Raw genomic sequence first — 14,915 nt, forward strand, 5'->3', positions numbered from 1 at the left:
TGTTGCCTCGCGTCAGCTCGCCGACAGCGCCTTGTCGACCACCTGCTGCGCCTCGCCGAGGATGCGCGCGAGGTGGTCGTCGCCGAGGAAGCTCTCGCCGTAGATCTTGTAGATGTTCTCTGTGCCCGACGGCCGCGCGGCGAACCAGCCGTTCTCGGTGACGACCTTCACGCCGCCGATGGCCGCGCCGTTGCCCGGGGCGTGGCTCAGCACGTTCTCGATCTTCTCGCCGGCCAGCGTGGTCGAGGTGATCTGCTGCGGCGACAGGGCCGACAGGCGTTTTTTCTGCTCGGGCGTGGCGGGCGCGTCGACGCGGTCGGACACGGGGCGCCCCAGCGCCTGCGTCAGCTCGGTGAAGCGCTCGCCGGGGTCGCGACCCGTGCGTGCGGCGATTTCGGCCGAGAGCAGGGCGGGCACGATGCCGTCCTTGTCGGTGGTCCACGCGCTGCCGTCGTGGCGCAGGAAGGTGGCGCCCGCGCTTTCCTCGCCGCCGAAGCCCAGCGAGCCGTCGACCAGCCCGTCGACGAACCACTTGAAGCCCACCGGCACTTCGTACAGCGGGCGGCCCAGCCGCGCCGCCACGCGGTCGATCATGCGGCTGCTGACCACGGTCTTGCCGACGGCCGCCTGCGCTGGCCAGTGCGGGCGGTGCGTGAAGAGGTAGTCGACCATCACCGCGAGGTAGTTGTTCGGCTGCATCAGGCCCGCGCTGCGCGTGACCACGCCGTGGCGGTCGTGGTCGGTGTCACAGGCGAAGGCGATGCCGAAGCGGTCTTTCAGCGCGACCAGCCCGTGCATCGCGTCGGGCGACGACGGGTCCATGCGGATGCGGCCGTCCCAGTCGAGCGACATGAAGCGGAAGGTCGGGTCGACCGCCTGGCTCAGCACGTTCAGGCGCTGGAGCTTGTAACGCGCGGCAATGGCCGGCCAGTAGCGCACACCGGCACCGCCCAGTGGATCGACACCGAGGTCGATGGTTCCGCCGCGGATCGCGTCCATGTCGAGCACCTGGGCCAGGTCTTCGACGTAGGTGTTGAGGTAGTCGTGGCGGTGCGTGGTGGACGCCTTCAGCGCCTGCGCCAGCGGCATGCGCTTCACGCCTTCGAGCTTGTTCGCCAGCATCCGGTTGGCGGCGGCTTCGACGGCGGAGGTGATGTCGGTGCCCGCGGGGCCGCCGTTGGGCGGGTTGTATTTGAAGCCGCCGCTCTCGGGCGGGTTGTGCGAAGGCGTGATCACGATGCCGTCGGCCAGGCCGCTGGTGCGTCCGCGGTTGTAGACCAGGATGGCGTGCGACACGGCCGGCGTGGGCGTGTATTCGTCGTCCTTCGACAGCATCAGCTCGACGCCGTTGGCCGCCAGCACCTCGACCGCGCTGGCGAAGGCGGGCGTGGACAGCGCGTGCGTGTCGATGCCCAGGAACAGCGGGCCGTCGATGCCTTGCTGCTTGCGGTAATCGCAGATGGCCTGGCTGATGGCCAGCACATGCCATTCGTTGAAGGCGTCGTCGAACGAGGAGCCGCGATGCCCCGAGGTGCCGAAGGCCACGCGCTGGCTTGGCACGGCCGGGTCGGGGCGACCGGTGTAGTAGGCCGAGACGAGGCGCGGCACGTCCACCAGCAGATCAGACGGGGCCGGCTGGCCCGCGAGGGGATGGGAAGAGGTGCTCATGTCGAAAGCGGGTGATGAAAGGGAGCGCGCCGGCGGTGCCGTGCGCGGCCTTTCAGCATACGCCATGGGCGGGACCGGCTTGCCGCCTGCGCGCCCGTTCACAGAAGTCCGCTTACAACCCTTTCAATGTGAGCGCCGCGTGCGGACCCGCTCCGGGCCGTCGCCCGTAGCCAGCCACCGGGCCGGCACCTCGAAGTACGCGGCGATCGCATGCAGGTGCAGGGTGCCTGCGCAGCTGTGCCGGTCGGTGAGCCAGCGGATCACGGTGGGGGCGCTGACGCCGCACTGTCGGGCGAGTTCGGATTTCCATTGGGGCTGCGATCCGGCGACAAGCGAGATCAGGCGGTCTTGAAAACTGGCGTTCATGGTCGGCCCCCTTTGGCGACAACAGCGGTCGGCTCTGAATTTCCTCGAAACGCGCCAGGCACCCAACCCCTCCTTCGCAGGGGCTGGTAGTTTTTTGCATGGAGGGTGATCTAGTTCCGACGCGCGGCGGCTGCACCCGTGTGCGCCAGCGTCAGAATGAGGGTGCATATCGGCCAGAAAGGCCGAAGGGGGTGTGCCATGAAAGTGATGACGCTGGACGACCACGCGTTGTTTCGCGCGGGCCTGCGCATGCTGCTGGAGAGCATGGAACGCAGTGCCGAAATCTTCGAAGCCGCCACGGTCGACGAGGCCTGCGCCCTGGCGCTGCGCCACCCCGACCTGGCGATCTGCCTGCTCGATCTCGAACTGCGCGGCGAGTACGGTCTGGATGCGCTGGTGCGCCTGAAGTCGGCGGCGCCCGACATCGCGGCGGTGGTGGTGTCGGCATCGACGGATGTCGACATCATCCGTGGCTGCCTGGAGGCGGGCGCCATGAGCTTCGTGCCCAAGAGCATGCCGGCCGACTTCCTGAAGCAGGCCTTCGAGACCGTGCTGGCGGGGGAGGTCTACCTGCCGCAGGAAATCCTGCACCTGGGGTCGAAGAGCACCGCCAGGCCGACACTCAGCCCTCGCCAGGCCGACACCTTGCACGGCCTGGCGCGCGGGCTGCCGACCAAGTCGATCGCGCGCGAGCTCGGCCTGTCCGAGCACACGGTGAAGGAGTACATCGGCACCTTGTTCCAGGCACTGGGTGTGCACAATCGCACCGAGGCCGTGATCACGGGCATCCGCCTGGGGCTGTTGTCGCCGCTGCAGCGCAAGGGGTCATGAGCGGGCCTCCGCGGGCGGCTAAGCTTCAGGCTGGTTTCAAGGAGCAAGACAAGATGCGCATGACGTTTGGCCGGCACGGGTTTCTTCTGACGGCTGCGGCCCTGGCTGCGGTGCTCGCGGGCTGCGAGGCCCCGCCCAAGGACCGGCCGCTCACCTCCGAAGTGCCGGCGCCGCCGAGCTTCGCGCCGCCACCCGAAAGTTGCCAGGCGCCGGAAGTGCGCTTTGCGTTGGGCATGCAGGCGACGCGCCCCTTGCTGGAAGAAATGCGCCAGCGCGCCGGCGCGAAAACCGCCCGCACCGTACCGGCCACGGCACCGGCCGACCCGGCGCAGGATGCGACGCGGCTCAACGCGCAGGTCGATCCCACGGGTCGCATCCTCGGCGCGTACTGCGGCTGAGCCGCACACGCCCATTCAGCGGCCTCACTGGGAGGCCAGCGCCTCCATCAGGTCGGTCTCGATGGCCAGCTGCGTCTTCTGGCCCTGCAGTTCCGGCCCGCTGATCAGGAAGGTGTCTTCCACCCGTTCGCCCAGGGTCGTCACCTTCGCCAGCTGCAGGTTCAGGTGATGCCGCGCGAGCACGCGTGCCACCGAATACAGCAGCCCCGCGCGGTCGCTGGCCGAGATGCTGAGCAGCCAGCGCTGCGCCTTGTCGTCGGGCACGAGGCTGATGCGCGGCTTGATCGGAAAGCTGCGCACCCGGCGTGACACGCGCCCCATGCTGGGGGCGGGCAGGGCGCCAGCCTCGGTGAGCGTTTGCGCCAGGCCTGTTTCGACCATGCTGATCAGGTCGCGGTAGTGGTCGGGCTGGAAGGTCGTCACCACCTGGAAGGTGTCGAGCGCGTAGCCGTTGCTCGTGGTGTGGACCTTGGCGTCCAGGATGCTGAACGACGCCTGGTCGAAATAGCCGCAGATGCGCGCGAACAGGTCGGACTGATCGGGTGTGTAGACCACCACCTGAAGCCCTTCGCCCACCGGTGACAGGTGCGCGCGCACGATGGGCAGGGCCTTCGGATCGATGGGTACGTTCTTCGGCGGCACGAAGCGCGACAGCTGCTTGGCGTGCCAGGCGATCTCGGTGGCGTCGTGGCGCATGAAGTAGCCGACGTCGAGCGTGTCCCACAGCGCCTTGTGCGCCTCGAAGCGCTGGGCGTGCAGGGCGAGCTGCACCAGCGCTTCGCGCTTGCGGGCCTCGACCTCGGCGTCCGGGTCGGGCATGCGACCGCCCAGGGCGCGCAGGGTGAAGCGATACAGGTCCTCGAGCAGCTTGCCCTTCCAGGCATTCCACACGCGCGGCGAGGTGCCGCGGATGTCGGCCACCGTCAGCAGGTACAGCGCCGTGAGATAGCGCTCGTTGCCCACGCGCTTGGCAAAAGCGCCGATGACCTCGGGGTCGCCCAGGTCCTGCTTCTGCGCGACCTGGCTCATCACCAGGTGCTCTGCCACGAGGAACTCGATGAGCTTGGCGTCTTCGCGCGCAATGCCGTGTTGCTTGCAGAAGCGCTGCACGTCGCGCGCGCCGAGCGTGGAGTGGTCGCCGCCGCGGCCCTTGGCGATGTCGTGGAAGAGGGCGGCGACGTAAAGAATCCAGGGCTTGTCCCAGCCGGCCGCGAGTTGCGAGCAGCCTGGGTACTCGTGCGCATGCTCGGCGATGAAGAAGCGGCGCACGTTGCGCAGCACCATCAGGATGTGCTGGTCGACCGTGTACACATGGAACAGGTCGTGCTGCATCTGCCCCACGATGCTGCGGAACACGCGCAGGTAGCGCCCCAGCACCGAGGTCTGGTTCATGAGCCGGAAGGCATGCGTGATGCCGTAGGGCTGCTGCAGGATCCGCATGAAGGTCACGTGGTTGACCGGGTCGTTGCGGAACTTGCTGTCCATGACATGGCGCGCGTTGTACAGCGCACGCAGCGTGCGCGCCGACAGCCCCTTCACGCCGATGGTCTTCTGGTACAGCAGGAAGGTCTCGAGCACCGCGTGCGGCTCGCGCTCGTACAGGTCGTCGCTGGCGATCTCGATCAGGCCGGCGCGCTCGTAGAAGCGCTCGTTGATGGTCGTGGGCTGCTCGTCGATGGGCTGCAGCCGCTCGGAAATATTGAGCAGCAGGATCTGGTTGAGCTGCGACACCGCCTTGGCCGCCCAGTAGTAGCGACGCATCAACGCCTCGCTCGACTTGCGCTGCGACTCGCTCTCGTAGCCGAAGCTCGCGGCCACGGCGGTCTGCAGGTCGAACACCAGCCGGTCTTCGCGGCGGTTGGCAATCACGTGCAGGCGGGCGCGGATGAGCGAGAGCAGGGCCTCGTTGCGCTTGATCTGCTGCGCCTCGAAGGGCGTGGCCAGGCCGTTCTTGGCCAGGTCGTCCCAGCGGCTGCCGAAGCCGGCGGCCTTGCTCATCCAGAGGATGGTCTGCAGGTCGCGCAGGCCACCGGGCGATTCCTTGCAGTTGGGTTCGAGCGCGTAGGGCGTGTTGTCGAACTTCTGGTGGCGGTGCCGCATTTCCTGCGACTTGGCCACGAAGAAGGCCTGCGGATCGATGGCCTGGGTGAAGCGGCGGCGAAAGGCCGCAAAGAGCTTCTTGTCGCCCGTGATCAGGCGCGATTCGAGCAGCGAGGTCTGGACCGTGATGTCCTTGGCGGCCTCGTCCAGGCACTCCTCGAGCGTGCGCACGCTGGAGCCGATCTCGAGGCCGGCGTCCCAGCACTGGCCGATGAAGGCCTCGATGCGGGCCGGCTCGACGCCGCTGTCCTGGCCCTCGGGCGGCAGCAGCAGCAGCACGTCGACGTCGGAGTACGGAAACAGCTCGCCGCGCCCGTAGCCGCCCACCGCGGCCAGCGCGAAGGCGTCGCCGAAGCCGGCCTCGTTCCACAGCGCGGTCAGCGTCTGGTCGGCCAGCGCCGAGAGCTGGCGCAGCACCGTGTGGACGCTGCGGGTGGGCGCGCGTGCGAAGCGCAGGGTGTCGAAAAGGGCGAGCTTTTTCGCGCGATAGGCTTCGCGCAGCGTCGCCACGTCGATCTTGGCTGCTTCGATCACGGCGGGGGCGCGCTGGGGCGCGTCAGGTTTTGGTGGAGGTGACGAAGGCCGGCAGCGGCGGGCTGCCTTCGGAGAGCGTCAGCACCTCGTAGCCGGTCTCGGTGACGAGCACCGTGTGCTCCCACTGGGCCGACAGCGAATGGTCACGCGTGACGATGGTCCAGCCGTCGTACTGGCCGCCCTTGAAGTCTTCCTTCACATCGCGCTTGCCGGCGTTGATCATCGGCTCGATGGTGAAGATCATGCCGGGCTTGAGCTCTTCCATGGTGCCCGGGCGGCCGTAGTGCAGCACCTGGGGCTCTTCGTGGAAGCGCTGGCCCACGCCGTGACCGCAGAACTCGCGCACGATCGAGAAGCCCTGGCCCTCGGCGAATTTCTGGATCGCATGGCCCACATCGCCCAGGTGGGCGCCGGGGCGCACCTGCAGGATGCCGTGCCACATGGCTTCGAAGGTGACGTTGCACAGGCGCTTGGCGGCAATGGAGGCGTCGCCGATCACGAACATGCGGCTGTTGTCGCCGAACCAGCCGTCCTTGATGACGGTGACGTCGACGTTCATGATGTCGCCCTTCTTCAGGGGCTTGTCATTGGGAATGCCGTGGCACACCACGTGGTTCACCGAGGTGCACAGCGACTTCGGGAACGGCACGCTGCTGGCGCCCATGTAGCCCACCGTGGCCGAAGTGGTGCCCTGCTTGACCATGTACTCGGCGGCCAGGCGGTCCACGTCGTTGGTCGTGATGCCGGGCTTGATGAAGGGCGTGAGGTAGTCCAGCACCTCGGACCCGAGGCGGCAGGCGACCCGCATGGCTTCGATGCCTGCGGCGTCTTTGTAGGTAATGCTCATGCCCCGAATTATCCCATTCGGCAAGCTAAAATTCCGGGTTAACGCGGATGACCCCAGTCAGCGGCCATCCGCCTCGATTCCTTGATTTCCAACGCGCCCCCCGAGGCCCCATCGACCGTGACGCAGCCCGCACCCCAAGCCCTTCCTGTCGTAACCATGTTCGAGGGCGGCAGCGCACTCAGCGACTTCCGTGCGCGGCAATTGCTGCCGAAGCTGCAGGCCATCGAGCCGCGCATCGAGGGCATTTCGGCCCGTTTCGTGCACCTGGTGGTCACCGATGCGTCGCTGGGCGACGCCGACCGCGAGCGCTTTGCCGCGCTGCTGACCTACGGCGAGCCCTTCGAGGCCCCGACGGCCAAGGCGAGCGCCTCGGTGGTCGTCACGCCCCGCCTGGGCACCGTGTCGCCCTGGGCCTCCAAGGCCACCGACATCGCCCACAACTGCGGCCTGGCGCTGCGCCGCGTGGAGCGCGTCACCCAGTACCACCTGAAGCTCAAGGCGCCGCTGATCGGCAAGGCCCCCGTGCTCGAGGGCGACGCCCTGGCCGCCGTGGCCGGCCCGCTGCACGACCGCATGACCGAATCGGTGCTGGCCACCGTCGAGCAGGCGGCCAGCCTGTTCAGCGAACTGCCGGCCCAGCCGATGGCGCAGGTCGACGTGCAAACGGGCGGGCGCGACGCCCTGGTGGCAGCCAATACCGGCTTCGGCCTGGCGCTGGCGGAAGACGAAATCGATTACCTCGTCGAAGCCTTCACCCGCCTGGGCCGCAACCCCAGCGACGTCGAACTCATGATGTTCGCGCAGGCCAACAGCGAGCACTGCCGCCACAAGATCTTCAACGCCAACTTCACCATCGACGGCGTGGCCCAGCCGCTGAGCCTGTTCTCGATGATCCGCCACACCGAGAAGCAGAACCCGCAGCACACGGTGATCGCCTATGCGGACAACGCTTCGGTCATGGAAGGCGCGACCATCGAGCGCTTCATTCCGGCGAATGGCTCGCAAAGCTATCAAAAAGATAGCGCCCTGAGCCATGTGCTGATGAAGGTCGAGACGCACAACCACCCGACGGCCATTTCCCCGTTCCCCGGCGCATCGACCGGCGCGGGCGGCGAAATCCGCGACGAAGGCGCCACCGGCCGCGGCTCCAAGCCCAAGGCGGGCCTGACCGGCTTCACCGTGTCGAAGCTCTGGCCGGAAGAGGGCCACTACGGCAAGCCCGAGCACATCGCCAGCCCGCTGCAGATCATGACCGAGGGCCCGCTGGGCGGCGCCGCGTTCAACAACGAATTCGGACGTCCCAACCTGCTGGGCTACTTCCGCGAATACGAACAGGCCGTGGCGAGCGACCTTGATACCGTGCAGCGCGGCTACCACAAGCCCATCATGATCGCGGGCGGCCTGGGCAGCATCGACGCTACCCAGACCAAGAAGATCCAGTTCCCGGCCGGCTCGCTGCTGATCCAGCTCGGCGGCCCCGGCATGCGCATCGGCATGGGCGGCAGCGCCGCCAGCTCGATGGCGACCGGCGCCAATGCGGCCGAACTCGACTTCGACTCGGTGCAGCGCGGCAACCCCGAAATCGAACGCCGCGCGCAGGAGGTCATCAACCACTGCTGGCAGCAGGGCGCGGCCAACCCGATCCTCGCGATCCACGACGTGGGCGCCGGCGGCCTGAGCAATGCCTTCCCCGAGCTGACCAACGATGCCGGCCGTGGCGCGCGTTTCGACCTGCGCGCCGTGCCGCTCGAAGAGTCGGGCATGGCACCGAAGGAAATCTGGTGCAACGAGAGCCAGGAGCGCTACGTGCTGGCCATCGCGCCCGAGTCGCTCGAACAGTTCAAGGCCTTCTGCGAGCGCGAGCGCTGCCCGTTCTCGGTGGTCGGCGTGGCGACCGAAGAGCGCCAGCTGCTGGTGGCCGACGAAGGCGCGGCGGTGCAGCCCGTCGACATGCCCATGGACGTGCTGCTGGGCAAGCCGCCCAAGATGCACCGCGACGTGAAGACCGTCACCCGCAGCTTCAAGCCGCTCGACCTCACGGGCGTCGACCTGCAGAAGGCCGCCATCGACGTGCTGTCGCACCCGACCGTGGCGTCCAAGCGCTTCCTCATCACCATCGGCGACCGCAGCGTGGGCGGCCTGACGCACCGCGACCAGATGGTCGGCCCGTGGCAGGTGCCTGTGGCCGACTGCGCCGTGACGCTGGCCGACTACAAGGGCTTCGCCGGCGAAGCCATGAGCATGGGCGAGCGCACGCCGCTGGCCGCGCTCGACGCGCCGGCCTCGGGCCGCATGGCCGTGGCCGAGGCCATCACCAACCTGCTGGCCGCGCCGATCGAGCTGTCGCGCGTCAAGCTGTCGGCGAACTGGATGGCTGCGTGTGGCGAGCCCGGCGAAGATGCCGCGCTGTACGAGACCGTGAAGGCCGTGGGCCTGGAGCTGTGCCCGGCGCTGGGCGTGTCGATTCCGGTCGGCAAGGATTCGCTGTCGATGCGCACGCAGTGGAAGGACAACGGCGAAGCCAAGAAGGTCACCTCGCCCGTGAGCCTGATCGTCACCGCCTTCGCCTCGCTGGCCGACGTGCGTGGCACGCTCACGCCGCAGCTCGACGCGACCGAAGACGACACCACGCTGGTGCTCATCGACCTCGGCCGTGGCCAGCACCGCATGGCGGGCAGCATCCTGTCGCAAACGCTCGACCAGAGCGGCGACACCGTGCCCGACCTCGACGACCCGGCACAGCTGGTCGCGCTGGTCAACGCCGTGAACGCGCTGCGCGCCGATGGCAAGATCCTCGCGATGCACGACCGCAGCGACGGCGGCCTGTTCGCCACCGCCTGCGAGATGGCCTTTGCCGGCCACGTCGGCGTGGCGCTGAACGTCGACATGCTGGTCACCGAAGGCGACGGCATTTCCGACAGCCGCATGGAAACCGGCGACGCCAAGAACTGGGCGCAGCAGGTCAGCGCGCGCCGCGAAGAGCTCACGCTCAAGGCGCTGTTCAACGAAGAGCTGGGCATGGTGCTGCAAGTGCGCACGGCCGAGCGCAACGACGTCATGCAGGTGCTGCGCGCCCACGGCCTGAGCACGCACAGCCACTTCGTCGGCAAGACCCGCCCGGCCAGCTCGGCCATGGACGCCGGCAAGGGCAAGCTCGAAGTCTGGCGCGATGCCAAGTCGGTGTTCAGCGCCTCGCTGCACGACCTGCACCAGGTCTGGGACTCGGTCAGCTGGAAGATCGCCCGCGAGCGCGACAACCCGGCCTGCGCCGATGCCGAGCACGCCGCGGCGGGCGTGGCGAACGACCCGGGCATGCATGTGTTCCTGCCGAACGCCCCGGTGGCACCGGCCATCCTGCAGTCGCGCCCCAAGGTCGCGATCCTGCGCGAGCAGGGCGTCAACTCGCACGTCGAGATGGCTTACTCCTTCACCGAAGCCGGCTTCGAGGCCTTCGACGTCCACATGACCGACCTGCAGACGGGCAGGGCGGATTTGGCCGCGTTCAAGGGCGTGGTCGCCTGCGGCGGCTTCAGCTACGGCGACACGCTGGGCGCGGGCATCGGCTGGGCGCGCAGCATCACCTTCAACCCGAAGCTGGCCGAGCAGTTCAAGACCTTCTTCGGCCGCGCCGACACCTTCGGCCTGGGCGTGTGCAACGGCTGCCAGATGTTTGCCGAGCTGGCCGACATCATCCCGGGCGCCGAGGCCTGGCCGCGCTTCACCACCAACCAGAGCGAGCGTTTCGAGGCGCGCCTGTCGATGGTCGAGGTGCTCGAGTCGCCCAGCATCTTCTTTGCGGGCATGGCCGGCAGCCGCCTGCCGATCGCGGTGGCGCACGGCGAGGGCTATGCCAACTTCAAGCACCGCGGCGACGCCGCCAAGGCCATCGGAGCGATGCGCTTCGTGGACAACCACGGCCAGCCGACCGAGCAGTACCCGTTCAACCCGAACGGCAGCGCGGGCGGCCTGACTTCGGTCACCACGCCGGACGGCCGCTTCACCGCCGTGATGCCGCACCCGGAGCGCGTGTTCCGCAACATCCAGATGAGCTGGACCTCGGGTGACAAGAGCGAGCTGAGCCCGTGGATGCAGATCTGGCGCAACGCGCGCAAGTGGGTGGGTTGATCGGACGCCCTCAGGCCGTGCGAGCGGCCTGAATCAGGTCAATAAAAAATGCCCTCCAGGCTTGGTCTGGAGGGCATTTTTCATGGGGGGTGCGCCTGAAGCGCCGTCAATCAGCGCTGGCTGTTCAGCATCGACGCCTTGAACGACAGCACATGCGTCTTCGCCGCTTCGGCCGCTGCATCAGCGTCGTGCCGCTGCAGCGTGGCGACGATGGTGCGGTGCTCCTCGATCACCTCCGCCAGGTGCCCCTCGGCCGCCAGTGAGATCGCCCAGAAGCGCTGCGAGCGCGCGTGCAGCACGCTCAGAATGTCCTGCAGCATCGCGTTGCGTGCTGCCGCCGCGATCTTTTCGTGGAAGAGGCGGTCCAGGTTCATCACCGACATCGCATCGCGCCGCTGCGCCGCCGCTTCGAACTGTTCGGCGATGGCCTGCAGCTCGGCCAGCTCGGCCTCGGTGATGGCCGCCGCGGCCAGGCGCATGCACAGCACCTCGTTCACCAGCCGGACCTCGATGAGCTCCAGCGCGTCGTTGATCGACAGCGGCGAAGCCATCGCGCCCTTGCGCGGAATGATGCGGACCAGGCCCTCGGCCGACAGGCGGTGCAGCGCCTGGTTCACCGGCGTGCGGCCCACGCCCAGCCGCTCCATCACCTGGGCGGTGTTGAGGTATTCCCCGGGCTTGTAGGCCAGGGTCACCAGGGCTTCCTTCAGGCGCAGGTAGGCGGTTTCGTTGAGGGAGATGGCTGCTTCGGGCCGCCGGACGGGGGCTTTGCGGGCGGGCGTGGCTGCGTTCATCGGGGCGGGAGGGTCATGGTGGAGTTCCCCGATGGTACCTGCGGGAAATCCCTTTGAAGTTTCTGTGGACTCACTGTAATATCGTTGTGAAATTTCACTGAAACTTCAATCGAGCTGCCACCCATGAAACTGTCTTTCGAACTTCCCGAGGGGAATGCCCCGCAAACGCTGAGCTTCGAGGCCCGGCACCTCGTGATCGCCGGCTGGACCGGGCGTGACATCGCCGCCATCGAGCACCACATCGAGGAACTCGCCGAGCTGGGCGTGCCCGCGCCCAGCGCCGTGCCGCTGTTCTACCGGGTGGCCACCCAGCAGCTGAGCCAGGCCGACGTCGTGCAGGTGGTGGGGGCCGACACCTCGGGCGAGGTCGAGCCGCTGCTGTTCCTGCACGGGGGCGAGTTCTTCGTCTCGATCGGCTCGGACCACACCGACCGCGCGCTGGAAGCGCACAGCGTGGCGCTGTCCAAGCAGATCTGCGTGAAGCCCGTGGCGCGCAGCGCCTGGCGGCTGGCCGACGTGCAGGGCCGCTGGGACACGCTGGTGCTGCGTTCGTGGATCGAGGAGGGCGGTGAATGGCGCCTGTACCAGGAAGGCACGCTGGCCGCGCTGCGCCCGCCGGCCGACCTGCTGGCGCGCTGCGCCGCGGCCGACGGCGAGCCGGCCGACGGCTTCGCGATGACCTGCGGCACGGTCGGCGCCATCGGCGGCATCCGCCCGGCGGCGCGCTTTCGCATGGAGCTGGTGGACGAGCACACCGGCCGCCGCATTACGCACGAGTACCGCGCGGTCTCGCTGCCGATCGTCGCCTGACGCACGAGGACCGCACATGCCCGCCGCGATCTCCCTCGAAGCCGCCCGCGCCGACCTGGCCGCAGGCCGCACCACTTCCGCCGCGCTGACCGCCTCGGCGCTGCAACGCATCGCCGATCCCGCCGGCGAAGGCGCGCGCACCTTCACGCGCGTGCTGGCAGACCGTGCCCGGCACCTCGCGCGCGCCTCCGACAGCCTGCGCGAAGCCGGCGTCGTGCGTTCTCCGCTCGAAGGCCTGCCGGTCTCGGTCAAGGACCTGTTCGACGTGGCCGGCGAAACGACGACCGCCGGCTCCGTCGTGCTGCGCGACGCACCGCCCGCCGCGCACGATGCCGAGGCCGTGCGGCGCCTGCTGGCGGCCGGCGCGGTGCTGGTCGGCAAGACGAACATGACCGAGTTCGCGTACTCCGGCCTCGGCCTCAACCCGCACTACGGGACGCCGGCCAATCCGTGGCAGCGCGGCGAGCGGCGCATTCCCGGTGGCTCGTCCTCGGGCGCGGCCGTGGCGGTGGCCGACGGCATGTGCGTTGCGAGCGTCGGCAGCGACACGGGCGGCTCGGCGCGCATTCCGGCGGCGCTGTGCGGCATCACCGGCTTCAAGCCGACGGCGCGCCGCATGCCCGGCACCGGGCTCGTGCCGCTGTCGCACAGCCTCGATGCGGTCGGCGTGATGGCGCTCGACGTGGCCGGCTGCGCGGCGATGGATGCGGTGCTGTCCGGCGTGTCCGAGGCGCCCCGAACGCAGCACCTGCGCCAGGCCCGCTTCGCGGTGCCGACTACGCTGGTGCAGGACGGCATGGACGCGCACGTCGCTGCAACCTTCCAACGTGCGCTGCAGCGCCTCTCGGCCGCCGGTGCGCAGCTGGTCGAACTGGCGGTGCCCGAGTTCGATGAGCTCGCCGCCATCAACGCCGCTGGCGGCTTCAGCGCCGCCGAGTCATGGGCGTGGCATGCCGAGCTGATCGAACGCAGCGGCAGCGGCTACGACCCGCGCGTACTCAGCCGCATCCTGCGCGGCAAGGACTTCACGGCGCGCGCCTACCTCGTGCTGCAGGCGCAGCGGGCCGATTGGCAGCGCCGCGTGGTCGCGCGCCTGGGCGAATTCGATGGCTGGCTCATGCCGACCGTGCCGCTGGTGGCGCCGCGCATCGAGGCCCTCGAAGCCGACGAGGCGCAGTACGTCGCCGTCAACGCCGCGATGCTGCGCAACCCCTCCATCGTCAACTTCATGGACGGCTGCGCCATCTCCTTGCCCTGCCACGCGGCCGGCGAAGCGCCCGTGGGCCTGAGCCTTGCTGGCCTGCCGATGCGCGACGCCGCGCTGCTCGCGTGGGCCGCCGACATCGAACGCACCCTGCGCGCCACCGCCGATTGACCCGTCTGCCCACCCTCAAGAAACTCCGGAGAACCTCATGACCCAGCGCTTCCGTTTCCCGCTCGCCTCGTTCGCGTGCTTTGCCGCCGGCCTGGCGTGCATCGTCCCCGTCGCCCACGCGCAGGACGCCTATCCGTCCAAGCCGATCCGCATGGTCGTGCCGTTCCCGCCGGGCGGCAGCATCGACATGACGGCGCGCCTGGTCGGCCAGAAGCTCTCGACGGCCCTGGGCCAGCCCGTGCTGGTGGACAACCGTCCCGGCGCCAGCGGCAACATCGGCATGGACTACGTCGCCAAGGCCCCCAAGGACGGCTACACCTTGCTGATGGTGCACACCGGCCTGGCTTCCAACGCGCACATGTTCGCGAAGCTGCCCTATGACCCGATCAAGGATCTGGCGCCCGTGATCCGCGTGGCCGACCAGCCCAACGTGCTCATCATGAATCCCAAATGGACGTTCAAGAACGTCGGCGAACTGGTGGCCTATGCCAAGGCCAACCCCGGCAAGCTCAGTGTCGGCACCTCGGGCGTGGGCGGCCCGCAGGACGTGGCGGCGCGCCGCTTCATGCAGATGACCGGCACCGACTTGCTCAACGTGGCCTACAAGGGCGGGGCGCCCGCGCTGTCCGACCTGGTCGGCGGCCAGATCGACATGATGTTCGAGACCTCGCCGACTGCCGTGCCCTACGCCAAGAGCGGCAAGCTGAAGGCGCTGGCGGTCACGGGCGACAAGCGCGTCTCGACCTTGCCCGACGTGCCGACGGTGGCCGAGTCCGGTGTGCCGGGCTACCGCTTCATGGGCTGGGTCGGCCTGGTGGCGCCGGCCGGAACGCCCGCGCCGGTCATCGCAAAGCTCAATGAGCAGGTGCAGGCATTGCTCAAGAACGCCGACACGCAAAAGCAGTTCACCGACCTCAGCCTGGAAGTCATCGGCGGCTCGACGGCGGACTTCACAAGTTTCGTGCGCAAGGAGTCGAACGACTACGCCCGGTTCGTCAAAGACTTCAACATCACGCCGCAATGAAAAAAGCCCCGCGATTGCGGGGCTTTTTCTTGGGCGATGGGCC

At 68.5% G+C, this 14,915-nt stretch carries 11 protein-coding genes; 6 read left to right on the forward strand and 5 right to left on the reverse strand.

Going from position 1 to position 14,915, the window contains the following annotated elements; all coding sequences use genetic code 11:
• Nucleotides 1-12: 12 nt before the first annotated feature.
• Entirely contained in the window at nucleotides 13-1,668 is a 1,656-nt protein-coding gene (gene pgm / locus AC57B8_RS25135) for a phosphoglucomutase (alpha-D-glucose-1,6-bisphosphate-dependent) (protein WP_496481081.1), read from the reverse strand.
• 123 nt (nucleotides 1,669-1,791) lie between these two features.
• Nucleotides 1,792-2,034, reverse strand: coding sequence for a helix-turn-helix domain-containing protein (locus AC57B8_RS25140; protein WP_062471259.1), 243 nt, complete (start codon nucleotides 2,032-2,034; stop codon nucleotides 1,792-1,794).
• A 198-nt stretch (nucleotides 2,035-2,232) separates the two neighbouring features.
• Between AC57B8_RS25140 and AC57B8_RS25145 the strand changes: the two genes are divergently transcribed.
• Entirely contained in the window at nucleotides 2,233-2,865 is a 633-nt protein-coding gene (locus tag AC57B8_RS25145) for a response regulator (RefSeq protein WP_496481082.1), read from the forward strand.
• 53 nt (nucleotides 2,866-2,918) lie between these two features.
• Nucleotides 2,919-3,263: a hypothetical protein gene (locus AC57B8_RS25150; RefSeq protein WP_056580768.1), complete on the forward strand. Its 345-nt coding sequence runs from the start codon at nucleotides 2,919-2,921 to the stop codon at nucleotides 3,261-3,263.
• Between the two features lie 24 nt (nucleotides 3,264-3,287).
• On the opposite strand, the gene AC57B8_RS25155 is transcribed toward AC57B8_RS25150, so the two are convergent.
• Nucleotides 3,288-5,897 carry a [protein-PII] uridylyltransferase gene (locus AC57B8_RS25155; RefSeq protein ID WP_062471264.1) on the reverse strand — a complete coding sequence of 870 codons (2,610 nt, stop codon included), beginning with the start codon at nucleotides 5,895-5,897 and terminating at the stop codon, nucleotides 3,288-3,290.
• A 22-nt stretch (nucleotides 5,898-5,919) separates the two neighbouring features.
• The gene (gene map, locus AC57B8_RS25160; protein WP_062471267.1) at nucleotides 5,920-6,744 is read right to left on the reverse strand and encodes a type I methionyl aminopeptidase; all 825 of its coding nucleotides are present in this window, start codon (nucleotides 6,742-6,744) and stop codon (nucleotides 5,920-5,922) included.
• Nucleotides 6,745-6,900: 156 nt separating this feature from the next.
• Between map and purL the strand changes: the two genes are divergently transcribed.
• Nucleotides 6,901-10,869: a phosphoribosylformylglycinamidine synthase gene (gene purL, locus AC57B8_RS25165; protein WP_496482242.1), complete on the forward strand. Its 3,969-nt coding sequence runs from the start codon at nucleotides 6,901-6,903 to the stop codon at nucleotides 10,867-10,869.
• A 110-nt stretch (nucleotides 10,870-10,979) separates the two neighbouring features.
• Here the strand turns inward: purL and AC57B8_RS25170 are convergent, their stop codons facing one another.
• Nucleotides 10,980-11,663, reverse strand: coding sequence for a GntR family transcriptional regulator (locus tag AC57B8_RS25170; RefSeq protein ID WP_095745340.1), 684 nt, complete (start codon nucleotides 11,661-11,663; stop codon nucleotides 10,980-10,982).
• Nucleotides 11,664-11,786: 123 nt separating this feature from the next.
• Between AC57B8_RS25170 and AC57B8_RS25175 the strand changes: the two genes are divergently transcribed.
• From AC57B8_RS25175 to AC57B8_RS25185, 3 genes are read left to right on the forward strand one after another with little or no spacing between them, the layout of a single operon-like run.
• Nucleotides 11,787-12,473: a DUF2848 domain-containing protein gene (locus AC57B8_RS25175; RefSeq protein WP_496481083.1), complete on the forward strand. Its 687-nt coding sequence runs from the start codon at nucleotides 11,787-11,789 to the stop codon at nucleotides 12,471-12,473.
• Nucleotides 12,474-12,489: 16 nt separating this feature from the next.
• Nucleotides 12,490-13,848 (forward strand): amidase, encoded by a 1,359-nt coding sequence (locus tag AC57B8_RS25180; protein WP_496481084.1) that lies wholly within the window; start codon nucleotides 12,490-12,492, stop codon nucleotides 13,846-13,848.
• A 37-nt stretch (nucleotides 13,849-13,885) separates the two neighbouring features.
• A complete protein-coding gene (locus AC57B8_RS25185) occupies nucleotides 13,886-14,872 on the forward strand; it encodes a Bug family tripartite tricarboxylate transporter substrate binding protein (RefSeq protein WP_496481085.1) in 987 nt (328 codons plus the stop codon).
• The last annotated feature ends 43 nt before the right edge of the window (nucleotides 14,873-14,915 follow it).

It is taken from the genome of Variovorax sp. BGA-UO-ETr-C22, assembly GCF_059567965.1.